General features: G+C 65.7%; 15 protein-coding genes. 7 read left to right on the top strand and 8 right to left on the bottom strand.

Features of this window, described 5'->3' with window-relative positions:
- A partial coding sequence (locus tag ACR9ZJ_RS15370; protein ID WP_481288226.1) for an autotransporter domain-containing protein occupies window positions 1–4,975 on the top strand: 4,975 nt, incomplete at its 5' end.
- 50 nt (window positions 4,976–5,025) lie between these two features.
- Here the strand turns inward: ACR9ZJ_RS15370 and ACR9ZJ_RS15365 are convergent.
- Complete coding sequence (locus ACR9ZJ_RS15365; protein WP_481288225.1) at window positions 5,026–5,454, bottom strand: hypothetical protein; 429 nt, start codon at window positions 5,452–5,454, stop codon at window positions 5,026–5,028.
- 265 nt (window positions 5,455–5,719) lie between these two features.
- Between ACR9ZJ_RS15365 and ACR9ZJ_RS15360 the strand changes: the two genes are divergently transcribed.
- Window positions 5,720–6,115, top strand: a complete 396-nt coding sequence (locus ACR9ZJ_RS15360) for a DUF4879 domain-containing protein (protein WP_481288227.1) — start codon at window positions 5,720–5,722, stop codon at window positions 6,113–6,115.
- Between the two features lie 117 nt (window positions 6,116–6,232).
- Here the strand turns inward: ACR9ZJ_RS15360 and ACR9ZJ_RS15355 are convergent, their stop codons facing one another.
- The 3 genes from ACR9ZJ_RS15355 to ACR9ZJ_RS15345 are packed head-to-tail and all read right to left on the bottom strand — an operon-like array spanning window position 6,233 to window position 7,791.
- Window positions 6,233–6,733 carry a GNAT family N-acetyltransferase gene (locus ACR9ZJ_RS15355; protein ID WP_481288224.1) on the bottom strand — a complete coding sequence of 167 codons (501 nt, stop codon included), beginning with the start codon at window positions 6,731–6,733 and terminating at the stop codon, window positions 6,233–6,235.
- Window positions 6,730–7,005 carry a type II toxin-antitoxin system TacA family antitoxin gene (locus ACR9ZJ_RS15350; RefSeq protein ID WP_481288223.1) on the bottom strand — a complete coding sequence of 92 codons (276 nt, stop codon included), beginning with the start codon at window positions 7,003–7,005 and terminating at the stop codon, window positions 6,730–6,732. The genes ACR9ZJ_RS15355 and ACR9ZJ_RS15350 overlap by 4 nt, the downstream gene beginning before the upstream one ends.
- A 57-nt stretch (window positions 7,006–7,062) precedes the next feature.
- Window positions 7,063–7,791, bottom strand: a complete 729-nt coding sequence (locus ACR9ZJ_RS15345; protein WP_481282757.1) for an SDR family oxidoreductase — start codon at window positions 7,789–7,791, stop codon at window positions 7,063–7,065.
- 175 nt (window positions 7,792–7,966) lie between these two features.
- Here ACR9ZJ_RS15345 and ACR9ZJ_RS15340 point away from each other — a divergent pair, with 175 nt between their 5' ends.
- Window positions 7,967–8,923 carry an AraC family transcriptional regulator gene (locus tag ACR9ZJ_RS15340; RefSeq protein ID WP_481282563.1) on the top strand — a complete coding sequence of 319 codons (957 nt, stop codon included), beginning with the start codon at window positions 7,967–7,969 and terminating at the stop codon, window positions 8,921–8,923.
- Window positions 8,924–8,935: 12 nt separating this feature from the next.
- Here ACR9ZJ_RS15340 and ACR9ZJ_RS15335 read toward each other — a convergent pair whose 3' ends face one another.
- The gene (locus ACR9ZJ_RS15335; protein ID WP_481288222.1) at window positions 8,936–9,760 is read right to left on the bottom strand and encodes a restriction endonuclease; all 825 of its coding nucleotides are present in this window, start codon (window positions 9,758–9,760) and stop codon (window positions 8,936–8,938) included.
- A gap of 247 nt (window positions 9,761–10,007) precedes the next feature.
- Here ACR9ZJ_RS15335 and ACR9ZJ_RS15330 point away from each other — a divergent pair, with 247 nt between their 5' ends.
- On the top strand, window positions 10,008–11,345 hold the full coding sequence (locus ACR9ZJ_RS15330; protein WP_481288221.1) for a lysozyme inhibitor LprI family protein: 1,338 nt from the start codon (window positions 10,008–10,010) through the stop codon (window positions 11,343–11,345).
- A gap of 280 nt (window positions 11,346–11,625) precedes the next feature.
- Window positions 11,626–12,120 (top strand): hypothetical protein, encoded by a 495-nt coding sequence (locus ACR9ZJ_RS15325; RefSeq protein ID WP_481288220.1) that lies wholly within the window; start codon window positions 11,626–11,628, stop codon window positions 12,118–12,120.
- A 158-nt stretch (window positions 12,121–12,278) separates the two neighbouring features.
- On the opposite strand, the gene cycA is transcribed toward ACR9ZJ_RS15325, so the two are convergent.
- The gene (cycA, locus tag ACR9ZJ_RS15320; protein WP_481282567.1) at window positions 12,279–13,658 is read right to left on the bottom strand and encodes a D-serine/D-alanine/glycine transporter; all 1,380 of its coding nucleotides are present in this window, start codon (window positions 13,656–13,658) and stop codon (window positions 12,279–12,281) included.
- 236 nt (window positions 13,659–13,894) lie between these two features.
- Here cycA and ACR9ZJ_RS15315 point away from each other — a divergent pair, with 236 nt between their 5' ends.
- Window positions 13,895–14,287 carry a nuclear transport factor 2 family protein gene (locus ACR9ZJ_RS15315; RefSeq protein WP_481288219.1) on the top strand — a complete coding sequence of 131 codons (393 nt, stop codon included), beginning with the start codon at window positions 13,895–13,897 and terminating at the stop codon, window positions 14,285–14,287.
- Between the two features lie 75 nt (window positions 14,288–14,362).
- On the opposite strand, the gene ACR9ZJ_RS15310 is transcribed toward ACR9ZJ_RS15315, so the two are convergent.
- On the bottom strand, window positions 14,363–14,716 hold the full coding sequence (locus ACR9ZJ_RS15310; protein WP_481288218.1) for a response regulator: 354 nt from the start codon (window positions 14,714–14,716) through the stop codon (window positions 14,363–14,365).
- 93 nt (window positions 14,717–14,809) lie between these two features.
- On the bottom strand, window positions 14,810–15,817 hold the full coding sequence (locus tag ACR9ZJ_RS15305) for a zinc-binding alcohol dehydrogenase family protein (RefSeq protein ID WP_481288217.1): 1,008 nt from the start codon (window positions 15,815–15,817) through the stop codon (window positions 14,810–14,812).
- 223 nt (window positions 15,818–16,040) lie between these two features.
- On the opposite strand from ACR9ZJ_RS15305, the gene ACR9ZJ_RS15300 reads away from it, so the two are divergent.
- The gene (locus ACR9ZJ_RS15300; protein WP_481288216.1) at window positions 16,041–16,289 is read left to right on the top strand and encodes a hypothetical protein; all 249 of its coding nucleotides are present in this window, start codon (window positions 16,041–16,043) and stop codon (window positions 16,287–16,289) included.
- Window positions 16,290–16,355 lie beyond the last annotated feature (66 nt).

The raw sequence follows: 16,355 nt of genomic DNA, 5'->3' as shown, positions 1-16,355 counted from the left end.
CGGTACGGGTGGCGCTCCCGCCGCCAACAGCGCGGCGGGTGGCGGTGGCGGCGGTGGTGGCGGCACGGGCGCCGTTATCCTGGGTGACGGCAACCAGATCCAGGTGGCCGCGGGTTCGTCGCTCGTGGGCGGCGCTGGCGGCGCCGGCGGATCGCAGGCCACGGGCATCGCGTTCGGCGGTAGCGGTGGTGGCGGTGGCGACGGTGCGTTGCTCTTCGGCGCAGACGCCTTGGTATCCAACCGCGGCACGATCCGCGGTGGGGCAGGGGGCGCAGGCGGCACGGCGCAGGCGAGCGGCCTGGACGGTGCTTCAGGTGCCGGCATCCGTGCCCAGAATGTCCGGTTCCAGCTTGCCAACTTCAGCGGCGCACTCATCGCAGGCGGGAATGCCACCGGCAACGGTGCCGCAGGTATCGGCGTGGTGACCCAGCAGGATGCGCACATCCAGAACTTCGGCACGATCGCCGGTGGTATCACGTCAGGTGGCGGATATGCGACGGCGGTCCTCTTCAACGGCACCGGCAACCTGCTGACATTCCAGCCCGGATCGGCCGCCCACGGCGCCCTCGAAGTGGCCGATGGCGGCAGCGCGCAGGTCGTCGCGGCAGGCGACGTATCGGTCGACGCCGTGAAGCTCGATGGCGTCACGCCTGGCAACGCGTCGATCACGCTGATGCCCAGCAACGGCGTACTCGACATCGCATCGATCATCGGTACCGGCAACGTCACCAGCAGCGACGCAAATGGACTGAGCTTGCACGACGTCAATATCGACGGCTTGCTGGCCTTCGGCCATGTCGGTGGCACGACCCTGAGCGGGACCGTGCAGTCCACGGGATCGCAAACCTACGTGTCTCCCATCACGCTGGCTGGCAACAGTGTTCTCAGGTCGACCGCCGCTGACATCGACGTGCAGGGCGATATCGATGGTTCGTATGGCCTGACGATTCAAACGCCGGGCGGCGTAACCCTGCCAGGGCACATCGGTGGCAGCCGGGGATTGACGAACCTGACGGTGTCCTCGGGCACCCTTGGGGCGAGCAACATCAATGCCGCGTCGCTCAACCTGTCCACGACCGCGGGGGGTATTACGCAATCGGGTGCCTTCTTCGTATCGGGCGACAGCATGTTCATCGCGAACGGCGACGTGACGCTGAATAACGCGGCGAACTCGTTCGGCGGCAACGTCACCGCGCAAGGCCACGACATCAGCCTGTCCGGCAGTAGCAACCTTTTCCTGGGTACCGTGTCCGCCACGGGTTCGGTTGCCCTCTCTGGGCAGGGCGCGATGGTCTTGACTGGAAACATCAGCGCGCCCTCATCGGTGTCGTTGAACAGTTTCGGTAATGTCACCCAGACGGCCGGTGCGATCACGACCAACATCTTGACGGCTGACACCATCGGCGACGTCTCGCTCTCGTCCGTGGGCAACGTCATCAGAGTGATTGGCGACGTGGCCGCGAATGACTTCCGTGTGACCAGTTCTACACCGCTGACGGTGTCGGGGGCGATCGTCGCCCAGCGTGTCGCGTTCGATGCGCCATCGAGTGTCGTGGTCACCGGCTCGATCGATGCGGACCTGGTGACGGACATCACCGCTGGAAACTCGCTCACCATCGGCAATGGGGGAGCCACTGGCACGTTGTTGTCCGACGTAGCCAACAACGGCATCCTGACCTTCAATCGCTCGGGTATCGTCAGCTTCACCGGTGCGCTGGGCGGCAACGGCCAGTTGATCCAGCAGGGCAGCGGAACGCTATGGTTCGATGGCGATGCGACGCCCTTCCTCGGCAGCACCCAGGTGCAGGCCGGCAAGCTGGTGGTCGGCAGTGTCGCGGGCAGCAACGCCGTGCTGGCGGGCAACGTGAGCGTGGCCAACGGCGCGACCCTCGGCGGACATGGACGCATCGATGGCGACGTGACCATGAACACCGGCTCGGTGCTTTCGCCGGGCAATTCCATCGGCACGCTCACCGTCAACGGCGACCTGACGATGGCCCAGGGCACCCGGATGGACGTCGAGCTCGGCGCGGCCGGTAACGGTGACAAGGTGGTGGTGAACGGCGACCTGGCCTTGAACGGCGTCACGCTGGACGTGACCGATGCCGGTGGCATGGGCCCTGGCGTCTACAACATCTTCGCGTACTCCGGCGCGTTGACGACGACCAATGGCGGCCTGTCGTTCGGTACGACACCTGCGGGCCACGCGCTGCAATTGCAGACGCTGACCGGCGCGAAGCAGATCAATATCCTCGATGTCACCAACACCACCTTGCAGTTCTGGAACGCCAACGGGCTGGCCAGTCCCACGCAGATGGGCGGTGGTGACGGCACCTGGTCCACCACCTCGCCGACGTGGACCGACCAGGACGGCAGCATCACCGGCGCCATGTCGCCGCAGCCGGGTTTCGCCGTGTTCGGCGGTGCCGCGGGAGCGGTCGCCGTCGACGGTGGATCGGGCCAGGTGAGTGCGACGGGCATGCAGTTTCTCAGCGACGGTTATCGCCTGAGCGGCGATCCGATCCTGCTCACGTCGTCCAGTGGCACGCCCATCATCCGCGTGGGTGACGGCAGCGCCACGAGCGCCAGTTACGTCGCCACCATCGACTCCGTGCTGGAAGGCACGCAGGGTTTGGCGAAGAACGACGCGGGTACGCTCGTGCTCGGCGGCATCAACACGTACACCGGCGATACGGTCGTCAATGGCGGCACGCTGTCCGTCGGCGACGACCGCAACCTCGGTGACGTAGCGAACGGCATCGCCTTGAATGGCGGTGCCTTGCGCGTCACGGGCACGACCTATGCGGCGACCGGTCGCGATCTCGCGTTGACCGGCGGCGGCGCTGTCGATATCGCCGATGCCTCGAACACGTTCACGTGGAACGGCGACATCACGGGTACGGGTGCGCTGGAGAAACAGGGTGCGGGCACGCTCGCACTCGACCATGCCAATGCCTATACGGGCGGCACGCTCGTCAGCGCGGGAACCTTGCGCCTCGGCGATAGCGGCGCGATCGGTTCCGGCACCTTGTCGCTGGCGCCCGGCAGCACGCTGGCGTTCGCGGCGAACGGCCTCGCCGTGGCGAATGCCGTGGCCGTGGCGGGTACCGCGTCGATCGACGTTGGCGGAGCGGATACGGCCACCCTGGGCGGTGTCATCGCCGACGGGACCACGGCGGGTGGCTTCACCAAGACCGGCACGGGCGAACTCCTGCTGACCGGCGACAACACGTATACCGGCATCACGACGATCGATGCCGGTACGTTGCACGTCGGCGACGGCGGCACGCATGGTTCGGTCGTCGGCGACATCGTCGACCATGGCACCTTGCTGTTGGGTCGCTCGGACGATGTGACGTATGCGGGAGCGTTGTCCGGCGAGGGTACGTTCCGCAAGGTGGGCGCGGGCGCGTTGCACCTTACCGGCGACAGCGGCGCATTCACCGGCGACACGGACTTCACTGGCGGTACGCTGCGGTTGGACGGCAAGCTCGGCGGTAACCTGTCGATGGCCAGCGGTACCGTCCTTACCGGCACGGGCACCGGCGGCAGTGTCGCATTGCAATCGGGTGCCGAAGTGTCGCCCGGCGGTGCAGGCGTGCCTGCGACGCTCTCGTTCACGGGTGACTTCACCATGGCCGCCGGCACGCGCTACACCGTGGATGTCACGGATGCGGGGCAGGGCGATCGCATCGATGTCACCGGCCACGCCAGCCTCGCGGGTGGCTCGGTGGTGAGCCTGGGCACGGGCGGCAACTGGGGCACGTCCACCACGTATACGATCCTCTCCGCAGCCCATGGCGTAAGCGGTACGTTCGCTGCCGTCTCCACGGACCTCGCTTTCCTCACCCCGTCGCTGGCGTATACGGCGAACGACGTGAACCTCACGCTCAGCCGGAATGCCGTGGCCTTCCCGGATGTGGCGCTCACTCGCAACCAGCGTGCCACGGCGGGCGCGACGGAAGCGCTCGGTGCCGGTGCATCCATCTACGACGAGATCCTCCGGCTCGATGCGGCCAGTGCACGTGCCGCGTTCGACAGCCTTTCCGGCGAAATCCACGCCGGCACGCGTACGGCCATCGCGGACGACCAGCGCTATCAGCGCGAAGCCATCAACAACCATCTGCTCGATGCCGACGCCGCCCGCGACGGCGAGGGGGTCTCGGCCTGGGCATCCGCCTGGGGGCACTGGGGCCATCACGACGGCGATGGCAATGCCGCGCGCACGAGCACGAATGGCGGCGGTTTGCTGGTGGGTGCGGACACGGTGGTGGGGTCGACCACACGCGTCGGCTTCGCGCTCGGCACGGGACAGATATCGGCCTCGACGCCTGCGCGCGATGCTTCCGCTGACGTACGCACGCGCACCGCCGGGTTGTATGCCGGTGGGCGCGAGGACGCCTTCCAGTGGCAGGCGGGCGCCTTGTACGGCCAGCAGAAGATCCGCACGCATCGCACGGCCACCATAGGCGATCTCTCGACCCGCATCGGTAGCGATGACGATGCGCACGCCGCGCAAGGCTACGTCGAAGGCGCCTACGTCATCGACGGTACGCGCGGCTCGTGGGCGCCGTTCGTCAATGTGGCCTACCAACAGCTGCGCACGCCGACCGTCCATGAGCGCGGTTCGATCGGTGCCCTCGATGTCGACGCGGACCGCTCGCACCAGACCTTCGGCACGCTCGGTCTGCGCGGCGAGGTGAAGCTGGGCGACACCGGCACCGCGGTCTTCGGCAGCCTGGGCTGGCGCCATGCCTGGGGCGACGTCGACTCCACCGCACGCATGCGCTTCGCCGGCACCGGCACGAGCTTCGACATCCAGGGCGTTCCCATCGCCGACGATGCGGGCGTGGTCACCGCGGGCCTGCGGTTCCGGCCTGCGCCGAGCGTCACCATCGATGCGACGTATAGCGGGCAGTTCGCGGGGGACGCGAAGGACCAGTCGGCTCGGTTGAGCCTTGGCTGGGCGTTCTGAGCTTGAAGGAAGGCGGCGCCTGCGTGGCGTCGCCTTCCTGCCGTGAACGATCAAGCCGTCACCGACAACCGCAGCGGTTGTCCATCGAGCGCATCGATAAGCGCCCTCGCTCGTCGATACGTCGCAGCCTCGTGGTGTGAACCCCGCTTGGTCGCGGCATCGATCCACGCATCGATATCGTCACGGTTGATATGCGCCGGCGTTGCGTTCCATTCGTCCGAGCCGGCTATCCCATCGATTGGTAGGATCACGACTTGCATGATCGCGGACAGCTCATCAAACGTAATGCGACCGCTGAAATATAGATCATTCACGGTCGCTTCCACTGTCTTCAGCGTCATGTGCGCGAAGTCGATGCGCTCGATCCCATTCGATGTCATGGCCTCTGCTTTCGTAACTGCATTATTTTTCTCCGCCCGGTTCGCGGATGGTTCGAGTGACGGACTGGGTGGAACGGACGCAGGCATCATCGTGTACACGCGTTGTCTCCTTGACGCCGCTGATGCGGCCTCCAAGGGAAGCAAAGGCGATGCCTTCGAGGGGTATGTAGAGAACGACGCGGCCTTGGCCTACATGACGGCAAGCCAAGGCGTCGTGTTGTGATCCTGTGGGGGCGGGCTTACCAAAAATATGGCGATGCTTCCTGCTTGAACAGGACGATCTCTGAATTTGTTTAGCGGTTTGGACTAATAGAGTGCACGCGCAGCAATCGGCTGTGGTCCTTGGAAGAAACACGTGAAGCGAATGTTCTGTCTTGCGTTGTCCGGTGCGATGGCCCTGCCCTGTGCGGCTAGTGTGCAGGTCATCCAGGTGAAATCTGCCCTGGGTGGTAACGAATTTATCGCCGGAGGGAATTCTGTTTCGAGACACCATGGAGGAAATCCCGTTCTTGTGACCACGCGCGAGGCAGGACGCGGTCAGGCATATGCGACCATGAACGGGGCCCAGCTTCGAGAGGTCTCGTCACGTCTCGTCTGCCGAAACGGCAGCGGCTGGGCCACTTGTAGAAACGGTCAGGCGGCGCAAGGCGAAGAGCGCGTATGGGATGCCACCGGTAAGGGAAATGGTACGTTCGCCATCCGTGTCACGGAGTGGGCGTGGCCGAAAAGCACTTCCACAACATCGTTCAGCATTTACTGAGTCCGAGTACGTGATGACACTCTGTAGCCGTCATGAGAACGAGTCCCCTAACGGGGCTCGTCGTTGGTCGCATAGGGTCTATGTCATTAAACGGATTGCCGCGTTAACTAAAGGCGGTCACTTGATCGCCGGCACCTTTGTCAGATTCAGCATCACCGTCATAGGCTCAATCGGGGATTCCACGAAGCCGTGGTGCATGTAAAAGCTTTTGGCGTCGTCGTGGAGGGCGTGGCACAGCAAGGCGCGGATGCCCAACTCCTCCGACAGCCGCAGCGCGCGCAGCACGGCGTCCTTGAGTAGTCCGGCGCCGAGGCCTTGCCCGGACCAGTCCTCGTGCACGGCCAATCGGCCCAGCACTACGACGGGTATTGGCTCGGGCATGTTGCGGCGGACGCTTCCCGGAACTTGGGCATGTGAAACGGCGCCGGCGGCCAAGGCGTAGTAACCCACCACATCCTCGCCAGCGCACACTACGAAGCAGCGTGAGGCGCCGTCCTGCTGATTGCGCCGGGCGCGTTGTTTAAGCCAACTATCCAGTACAGGCTCGGCGCAGCGAAAGCTATCCAGCCGGTGCGTCTCGGTAAGCGGTGCCGGCGCTTGGAGCCTCGGCCGTTTCACGCCTCCCACGGGGCTTGGCGGCGCAGCAGCTTACGGAGAGCAGCACCTTGTTCGACGGGTGCATCCAGCAGAGCCTGAAAGCGCTTGAAGCGGGCGGCGTCCAGATCAAAAACGGTTTGGTCCAGCAGCACCTGCTGGGCCTTCTCGCAGGCCGCCTCCAGCATGAAGTCGGTGCGGCTCTTTCCAGCGACTCGGGCCGCCTGGTCGATCAGACTGCGCTGGGGCGCCTTGGCGCGCAGATTGATGGTGGTTTGGCGGGCGGTGGCGGTCATGTGAGATCCTCAGTTGTATACACATTGTACATACATTGGTCGCTGGCCGCCAGCACCTCAATGAGGGCTCGCCGTCGGCCGCACGATAAGCTCGCTCACGTCCACGTCGTCGGGCTGTTCGATCGCATAGCCGATTGCGCGTGCGATGGCATCGGGCTGGATGGCGACGCGGCGGAAGGCTTTCACCACATCGCGTGTGGCTTCGTCGGAGATCGTATCGGCGAGTTCGGACTCGACGACGCCGGGTGACACCACCGTGACACGGATGCAGTCGGTTTCCTGGCGCAGGCCATCGGAGATGGCGCGAACGGCGTACTTCGTGGCGCAGTACACGGCGGCGGTCGGCGAGACGGCATGGCCGCCGATCGACGAGACGTTGATGACGTGCCCGCGGCGCCGTGCTTCCATGCCCGGCAATACGGCGGCGATGCCGTGCAGCACGCCACGCACGTTCACGTCGATCATGCGGTTCCACTCGCCCAGCTTCAGGGCGTTGAGCGGCGAGAGCGGCATGACGCCGGCGTTGTTGACGATGACGTCGACGGGGCCGAAGGTCGATTCGGCGAAATCGGCGAAGGCCTGCATCTGGTCGAAGCGGGTAACGTCCAGGGCACGGTAGGCGACGCGGCCAGGCTCCCTGGCGAGTTCTTCGGCGAGCGCTTGCAGGCGCTCGATCCGGCGCGCGCCCAGCACGACGCGGTGGCCCTGGCGGACCAGGTGGCGGGCGGTCGCTTCGCCGATACCGCTGCTGGCGCCGGTGATGAGGATGACCTTGGATGCTTGCATGTTCATGGCGATGGCCCCGTGGTTTTCGATGGGGCCATGCTAGGCAGGAGGGCATCCGGCGCTAAGACCGGATCCTTGCCCGTTCTTGCCTATTCCTATGGATTACGAAAGGTTGACTCGCCTATGGCGCGAGCGTATATCCCATTCCTATCGCCTCCGACCACCCTGTCTCGTCATGTCCCAGCCCGGTTCCACCGAAGCCCGCCGCGCCCGCATGGCCGACCTGATCGTCCGGTTGGCGCCCTCGGAGGGCTATACGCTATCCGCCGTGGACGGTGTCGCCTTCATGCGTTCCAACCGACCCCTGGTGCGCACGCCGGCCTTGTACGAGCCGAGCATCGTCATCGTGGCGCAAGGCCGCAAGCGTGGTTTCCATGGCGGGCAGACCTACGTCTACGATGCGCAGCACTACCTCGCACTGGCGGTGCCGTTGCCCTTCGAGATCGAGACGGAGGCCAGCGTGGAGGAACCGATGCTGGGTGTCGCCATTCGCATCGATCTCGCGACGACCGCCGAACTGGTGCTTGCCGTGGACGACCTTCGTCCGCAAGCGGATGTGCGGCCGGCCACCCTGTTCGCCACGCCCCTGGACGACCGTCTCGGCGATGCCGCGTTGCGGCTGCTCGAAGTGCTTTCCGATCCCGTGGAAGCACGCCTGCTGGCGCCTGGCATCGTGCGCGAGATCACCTATCGCGTATTGACCGGCGAGCAGGGCGGCGGCTTACGCGCGGCGCTGACACAGGGCGGTCACTTCGGGCGGATCGCGAAGGCGTTGCGTCGCATCCATACGGAGTACGCGCGTCCGCTCGATGTCGCCACCCTCGCCAGCGAGGCGAACATGAGCGTGCCGACCTTCCACACGCACTTCAAGGCGGTGACCACCACGTCGCCCATTCAGTACATCAAGGCGATGCGGCTGCATCATGCGCGCCTGCTGATGGTTCGCAGCGGCCTCAGCGCGGCCACGGCATCCGAGCGCGTCGGCTACGAGAGCGCCTCGCAGTTCAGTCGCGAGTTCAAGCGCCTGTTCGGGCGTAGCCCGGTGGACGAGACGCGGCAACTGAAAGACCTGCTCGACCTCGCGCCCTCCGTTCAGCGCGTGCCTGCCGTGCGGCATGCGTTGATCTCCTGAGCGCTTTAACGATCACGGCGGAAGCGAAGGCGTCGTCTTCTCGATGATGCGCATCGACTCGGCGTTCTTCGCTTCCCATGCCGCGATATCGGCCTTGTTCATCGGTGTGTCGTGGACGATCGCCGGGCGCCCGTTGATCGTGCTCATGGGCCGTTGCGAGGTGAGCGCGGGGAGCGTGGCCGGAGCACGGCGCGCCTGTGCCACCTCATTGGCGGTTCGCGCCATCGTCGCGCGCAATGCCTCGACCTGGGCCACGTGGATCTCGCGGATGTAGTAGCTGTACAGCACCGCCAGTGCCACCGCCATGGTGACGACGGCGCCCACGGCGGCGATGACCGGCGAGCGGTTCGTACGGGATGTGCGGGCTCGCCGTGTCTCGCGAATCCAGGCCGGCATGTCCTCCAGCGAGGCATGTGGCATGGCCGGTTCCTCCACCGGGCCGAGCATGGCGCGTATCGTCTTGCCATCGATCAGGCGAATGTGCCGGAACTTCGCCGCGGCCTCGATCGCCGCCGCGGTGAATTCGCCGGATGTGACGACGATGGCGCCGGTGGCGCCCGCCGTGTGCATCACGCCGATGAGCTGGTGCACGTCGTTGTGCGGCACCTTCCAGCAGTTCCAGTGCTTGCATTGCACCAGGACGATTTCCTGGTCGCGGAACAGCTTGAGGTCGATGCCGCCGTCGGTGCGGTTCGTGCCGGCGCCGCCGGTGCCCACGTGCTCCACCCGAAAACCGGCGGCGCGGTAGTGGTCGGCGACCAACCGCTCGAAGGTTTCCCATGAGACGCGGCTCAAGGCATCGTCATGACGATGGCTGACCGGTTTGAAGCCGCTCATCGGACGGCTTCCGGCACGTGAAGCGGTTGCCGGCCCCGCTGGATGCATGTCAGCACTGCCATGGTTCTCCCTTTCCCGACGCGGCGCGGCCCCCCGGCTGGCTGGTCGGAACCGGCCGAATATATCGAAACCTCGGACGGATTCCTGTAGGCGAAAGACTACATCTCGATCTAAATCCGCGCGATTCATCGACAACTCTTAGAATGCCTGCCGCTAGCCGGCACCCGGCGCAATGGAAGGTCTGCCCATGACGATGACGGTTCGAACGGTTTCCGCGGCGCTGCTCCTGGCGCTTCCACTCGGGTCCCATGCGGCCGGTTTCGACTGCGCCAAGGCGTCCACGACGGTCGAGAAGGCCATCTGCGCATCGCCGAAGATCTCCACCCTCGATGGGCAACTCGGCGATGCCTTCCGCACCGCGCTGGCGAACCACCCCGGCAAGGCGGACGCGCTGAAACTCGACCAGCGGCATTGGCTCGCCCAGCGTGACGAGGCGGTGGCCGGCTTCCTCGGCGATCACCCCGGCAAGCCCTTGTCCGCCGACGTGGCGTCGTATCCGTCGCGCATCGCCTTCTTGCGTGGCCTCGACAGCAAGGCGCCGAAGCCGCTGGACCTGGTCCAGGCTTCATCGTCGCGCCTGCCTCCCGGCTCATACGACGTGCTCGGCGACCTGGCGAAGGCGGGCGTGGATATTGCCATCGCCTCCGACGTGCCGGTGGAAGATGCCAAGGCCTTCCCTTACGAACCGGACGCGGGCTTGCGTGAAGCCTTGGCCGGGCTCGACGCATCCTCCGGCTACCGCAAGCTGCAGGGCTCGCCGGTCAGCTCCTTGTTCTCCGTCGGCGGTACGGCTCACTGCTGGACGGAGGCGCCGTTCCGGATCGACGGCAAGAAAGCCATCACGGTCAAGGCGCCTGGGGCATGGGCATCGGACTGCATGTCGTTGCATGGCATGGCTCGTGTCGGCAACGACTTCATCGCGACCGTGCTGTCCAATCCATCGCCCGACGAAATGAACATCGAGGTCGGCCGCTGGGAAGGCCATGCGTTCGGACCGGATGCCCAACTCTCCCTTCGCTTCGACCACGCGTTGGCCCCTGTTGGCAGTGCCTGCGCGCCCAAACAGTCACCCTGCGACGACTTCAGCACCGCGGCCATGGCGGCCGTCACCCGCTACGAGCGCAGTCCGATCCCGGGCACGCTCGACCGGCCGCTCAAAGGTGCGGAGAAGTCGGCGTACGACGCGCTGGTCGCCGCCGCACGCGCGCCTTCCGGCATCGCCCCGAAGGGAGATACGTCGAGCTATCCCGACCTGCCGGCCTTCGGCACCGGCATCGCGTCCGACCAGATGACCGGCTACGGCCCCGAGGCGACGTTCTTCCCGATCACCTTCCGCGGCGAGTCCTTACTGGGGTTCATCGGCCACGGCCATATCGGCTGGCGCATCAACGACGACTGGCTGGTGTCGGCGTGGCGCCTGAAAAACGGCAAGCTGGAACCGGTGGCCTCGGCCTATATCGCGGTGAAACGCGGGCCGTTGTTGCTGTCGTCGATCGTGCCGCCTCCGCCTCCGGAGCAGCATTGATCGCACGTCGACCGCCGCAGCCTCGACCGCCGCAGCCTCGGTGGAAACGGCTCATGGTGGGAGCCGACCTTGTCGGCGATCCCGCGGCAGCGGGCCAGGTCGAGGCAAGCCCCCATCGCCGCTGAAGCGGCTCCCACAAGAGCGGCTGCCATCGGAAGTGGCGCAGCGCACGGCAAGCCTACTTCCCCGGACTCCATGGCGTCCCCTCGAAATTGGTGCTATATCGGCGGCGTCACCCGGTTGCGGGGCCGCGAGTGACACCCAGCCAAGGAGGTTGCCCATGTTCCTCGTATCACGGATGTTCCGTATCGTCGTTCCTGCTCTCCTGCTGGCGACCGTCGCGCAGGCGAGTCCTGCTGCATCGCCATCGCCGTCCTGGATGGAACGCCGCGGCAGCTTTCTTCTGCCGGCGCAGGACGGCGCGCAGCTGGCGCTCGTCGCCTTCGTGAACCCCGCGACGCATCGCGTCACCTATGGCTTTCGCGACATCCCGCAACGCATGAACTGCGCGCCGGCCACGCTGGGCCGGGGGCAGGTCTACGACGTGGAAGGTACGCGGATATCTTTCAGCAAGGAGTGCGTGCGCGGCACCTTGACCTATATCCCGCGCAACGTACCGGCGAAACGCGCTTTCGAGGCGTTGTTGGCCGAGCGGAAGGTGTTGCACGTGCGCACGCAGTCGTTCTTCCCGCTGACGTTCGATTTGTCCGGCTTGCCGGCCGTGCAGCAGCGGCTCGAATTGGCCGCCGCCGCTCCCTCGAAACGCGGCGGCTGACGGGCCCTGGTGGGAGCCGACCTTGTCGGCAATGGGTGCTTGTCGTCATCTGGCCCGCTGCCGCGGGATCGCCGACAAGGTCGGCTCCCACCAGAGCTGATCCCACCGAAGCTGATCCCACCGGAGCGGTTCCCGCTGGAAACCGATGCTTCTGTCGGTCAGGCCTTGCGACGGCGTAGCGCGTAGCCGATACCAAGGATCGCGAACCACACCGGGCTGGCGATCAGGGCCTGGCGCGTGTCGCTTTCCAGGGCCAGCAGGACCAGCACGAAGGCGAAGAACACCAGGCACACCCAGCACATGACCACGCCGCCGGGCATCTTGTAGCTGGACACCGCATGCAGTTCCGGCCGGTTCTTCCGGTAGGCGATGTAGGCGATGAGGATCAGCGACCAGACGAACATGAAGAGGATCGCGGCCAGTGTCGTCACCAGGGTGAACGCCGTGACCAGGTTCGGGATCACGTACACCAGCATCGCGCCGCCAAGCAGGCAGATGCACGAGAACAGCAGGCCGCGCGACGGCACGGCGGCCTTCGACAGGCGCTTGAAGGTCGACGGCGCGTGGTCTTCCTCGGCCAGGCCGTAGAGCATGCGGCTGGTGGAGAAGATGCCGCTGTTGGCCGACGAGGTGGCCGAGGTGAGCACGACGAAGTTGATCAGGCTGGCGGCGGCGGGAATGCCCGCCAGCACGAACAGTTCCACGAAGGGGCTCTTGCCCGGCAGCACCTGGCGCCACGGCGTCACCGCCATGATCACCACCAGGGCGAGCACGTAGAACAGGATGATGCGCACGGGGATCGAGTTGATCGCCTTGGGCAGGTTGCGTTCCGGGTCGGCCGTCTCGGCGGCGGTGGTGCCCACCAGCTCGATGCCGACGAAGGCGAACACCGCGATCTGGAAGCCGGCGAAGAACCCACCGATGCCCATCGGGAACATGCCGCCGTCGCTCCACAGGTTGGTCAGCGAGGCCACGTGGCCATCGGGCGAGCGGAAGCTCCAGGCGACCATGCCGAAGCCGGTGACGATGAGCGCGCAGATGGCGATGATCTTGATCAGGGCGAACCAGAATTCCAGTTCGCCGAAGAGCCGGACCGTGGTGAGGTTCAGCGTCAGCAGGAGGAGTACGCAAAGCACCGCGGGTATCCATGGCGCGAGGCCGGGGAACCAGAATTGCGCATACGAGGCGATGGCGATGACGTCGGCGATCGCCGTGATGATCCAGCAGAACCAGTAGGTCCAGCCGCAGAAGAAACCGGCCCACGGGCCGAGCAGGTCGGTGGAGAAGTCGATGAAGGACTTGTAGCCGAGGTTGGAGAGCAGTAGTTCGCCCATCGCGCGCATGACGAAGAACAGCATCACGCCGATGATGAGGTAGACGAAAAGGATGGACGGGCCGGCGAGGCTGATCGTCTTCCCCGACCCCATGAACAACCCGGTGCCGATGGCACCGCCGATGGCGATCAGCTGCAGGTGGCGGTTCGACAGGCTACGCCTGAGGTGCTCGGGTGACTGCTCAGGCACGTGGCTCATCGGCATTCGGCTCGGCTCGGGACGGAAGCGGGCACCATACGGGCAGGGGTGGGGTGACGGCAAGGCGGGATCGCCGCTTGGGGCTCGCCGCCGCCGGTCCGCTGCCGCGGAATCGCCGACAAGGTCGGCTCCCACAGGGTTCCCACCAGTTCTGTGGGAGCCGCTTCAGCGGCGATGGCGCGCAGCGCCCTGTACTATCTCGCCAGAAGGCGAACACTTATCCCGTCCCGGAGCCACCCCGCATGATCGACCCCGCCCATATCGCGCTGATCGAGGCTTACCTCGACGCGTACAACCGCTTCGACATCGAGGGCATGCTTGCCACCTTGTCCGACGACGTGCGCTTCGAGCACCACAGCGGCGGTGAGTTGAGCATCGCGACCGATGGGAAGGCGGATTTCGAGAAGCTGGCACGGGTCGGCGCGGCGATGTTCGCTTCGCGCCAGCAGTTCGTGACCGAGTTGCGCGAGGTTGGCGAAGCCGGCGACAGGGTGATCGCGGACATCCAGTTCCATGGCGAGATCGCCGACGATATTCCCGACGGTCCCGGCGCGGGCACGGTCATCGAAATGCGTGGCACGTCGGAATTCCGCTTCGCGGCCGGGAAGATATCCCGGGTTATCGACAAGGCCTGAACGGCGAGGCCATGAAGGCTTCCAGGTAGCGGGGCAACGGGAAGTTTCAAATCACGACGCGTGGCCGCATCGGCATCAAGCCAGCACGCGTTCCACCGCCGCCAACAATGCCTTGCGGTCGTAAGGCTTGGCCAGATAAGTCATGCCTTCGCCCAGCCAGGGATGCTGTTCCTTCAGTTCGCCCGAGGTCACCACGACAGCCATGTCCGCGTGGCGCATGGCCAGGTCCTGGCCGGATAGCGAGCCGGGCATGCGCAGGTCGGTGAACAGGACATCCGCTTTTTCCGTCTGCAACCATCGTTCGGCGGTGTCGCCGTCGGGCGCCGTATGCACGTGATGACCCTCGTTTTCGAGGATCATCGCGGTGAGTTCGCGGATGAGGTCGTCGTCCTCCACGAGAAGGACGACGAGGGGGCGTGCAGTGGCCATGTCGCTCGCTTGCGGGAAGAAGGTCTCCGATGCACATAGCCCCGCAACGCGTGAATACGATGTCAAGAATCGGCACCGCCGGCCCGGGTGCGATCAGAATCCTTCGAGCACGATCTTGCCCTTCGCCTTGTGGCTTTCGATCAGTTTGTGCGCTCGGCGAAGGTTCTCCGCCGTGATCGCGCCGAAGTGCTCGCCGACCGTGGTGCGCAACACGCCGCTATCGACCAGTTCCGCCACGCGGTCGAGCAGGTCGTGCTGCCTGGCCATGTCCGGCGTCTGGTACGTCGAACGGGTGAACATCGATTCCCAATGCAATGAAATGGATTTGCGCTTGAGCTTGGTCGCGTCGAGCGACGCCGGATCGTCGATGAGCCCGAACTGGCCCTGCGGCTTCACGATCTCGACGATCTGTTCGTAGTACGCATCGGTGTGGGTGAGGCTGACGAGGTGGTCGACCTGTCCGATGCCGAGCGCCTCCAGCTGTGGCGCCAACGGCTTGCCGTGATCGATCACGTGATGCGCGCCGAGGTCGCGCACCCAGTTCGCCGTCTCCTCGCGCGAAGCGGTGCCGATGACCTTGAGCCCGGTCAGGCGACGGGCCAGTTGCACGAGGATGGAGCCCACGCCACCACCGGCGCCGATGATGAGGATCGACTCGCCGTGGTTGCCGCCTTCGGCGATCTTCAGGCGGTCGAACAGCATCTCCCATGCCGTGATCGCGGTCAGCGGCAGGGCGGCCGCGTCGGCGTCGCCCAGGCTGCGCGGCTTGCGGCCCACGATGCGTTCGTCGACGAGCTGGAAGCGTGCGTTGCTGCCCGGGCGTAGCAGGGAGCCGGCGTAGAACACGTCGTCGCCTTCCTTGAACAGGGTGACATCGGTACCGACCGCGGCCACGGTACCCACGGCGTCGAAACCGAGGGTGCGCGGTTCCGTCACCGGCATGTTGTTCCTGACCTTGGTGTCGACCGGATTCACGGACACGGCGCGGACGGCGACCAGCAGGTCTCGCGGACCCGGCACGGGCTGCGGCAGATCGATCTCGACGAGGGCGTTCGGGTCGTCGATGGGCAGGCCGTGCTGGGTGTAGACGATCGCTTTCACAGGGGGCTCTCCGTTGGGAATGCCCCATCGTCCTCCCTCCGGCCCGGGCGAAAAACCCATGAACCGCGCCATCAGTTTCATCGTTGCGTTGAAGATCGGTTGCTTCAGGGCCCCCGGTGGCACCGGAGGCCCCTGGGGGACCCCGCCAAAAAGGCCGATACCCAGGTTCCACTTCTGCCCCTATGATGCGCCCCACGATCGACAGCGTTTCAGGGGGAACGGTATGTCGGAGGGGAAAACGGGCAGCGTGCTCGGCGACCGTCGTTTCGTCGCCGAGATGGACGCCCTGCAGAAGTTCGGCCGGATGGAGCGGGAAGCCCAGCTGGGCGATGCGCAGGCGCAATTCGTGGTGGCGCAGATGTTTGCCGAAGGCGACCACGTCGCCCAGGACCGGCTGCGCGCGGCCCACTGGTTTCGTCGCGCCGCGGAGCAAGGGCACCTCGAAAGCCAGTGCCCCCGCGCCCCGCCATAAGCCGGAGGGGTCGGCGGGGCGCGCGCTCCGGTCGAAGCGGCGGGGTGGGTACGCCCCCCGGCGGCC

This window comes from Luteibacter sp. KNZ12-1A (assembly GCF_056755675.1).
This window is presented reverse-complemented; position numbering and strand designations above follow the sequence as displayed.

What these genes read in the sequence shown, in the direction of transcription:
- ACR9ZJ_RS15360 (WP_481288227.1), top strand. Translation starts at nt 5,720, where the DNA reads ATGTTCTGTCTTGCGTTGTCCGGTGCGATGGCCCTGCCCTGTGCGGCT.
- ACR9ZJ_RS15350 (WP_481288223.1), bottom strand. Translation starts at nt 7,005, where the DNA reads ATGACCGCCACCGCCCGCCAAACCACCATCAATCTGCGCGCCAAGGCG.
- ACR9ZJ_RS15345 (WP_481282757.1), bottom strand. Translation starts at nt 7,791, where the DNA reads ATGCAAGCATCCAAGGTCATCCTCATCACCGGCGCCAGCAGCGGTATC.
- ACR9ZJ_RS15340 (WP_481282563.1), top strand. Translation starts at nt 7,967, where the DNA reads ATGTCCCAGCCCGGTTCCACCGAAGCCCGCCGCGCCCGCATGGCCGAC.
- ACR9ZJ_RS15335 (WP_481288222.1), bottom strand. Translation starts at nt 9,760, where the DNA reads ATGAGCGGCTTCAAACCGGTCAGCCATCGTCATGACGATGCCTTGAGC.
- ACR9ZJ_RS15330 (WP_481288221.1), top strand. Translation starts at nt 10,008, where the DNA reads ATGACGATGACGGTTCGAACGGTTTCCGCGGCGCTGCTCCTGGCGCTT.
- ACR9ZJ_RS15325 (WP_481288220.1), top strand. Translation starts at nt 11,626, where the DNA reads ATGTTCCTCGTATCACGGATGTTCCGTATCGTCGTTCCTGCTCTCCTG.
- cycA (WP_481282567.1), bottom strand. Translation starts at nt 13,658, where the DNA reads ATGCCGATGAGCCACGTGCCTGAGCAGTCACCCGAGCACCTCAGGCGT.
- ACR9ZJ_RS15315 (WP_481288219.1), top strand. Translation starts at nt 13,895, where the DNA reads ATGATCGACCCCGCCCATATCGCGCTGATCGAGGCTTACCTCGACGCG.
- ACR9ZJ_RS15310 (WP_481288218.1), bottom strand. Translation starts at nt 14,716, where the DNA reads ATGGCCACTGCACGCCCCCTCGTCGTCCTTCTCGTGGAGGACGACGAC.
- ACR9ZJ_RS15300 (WP_481288216.1), top strand. Translation starts at nt 16,041, where the DNA reads ATGTCGGAGGGGAAAACGGGCAGCGTGCTCGGCGACCGTCGTTTCGTC.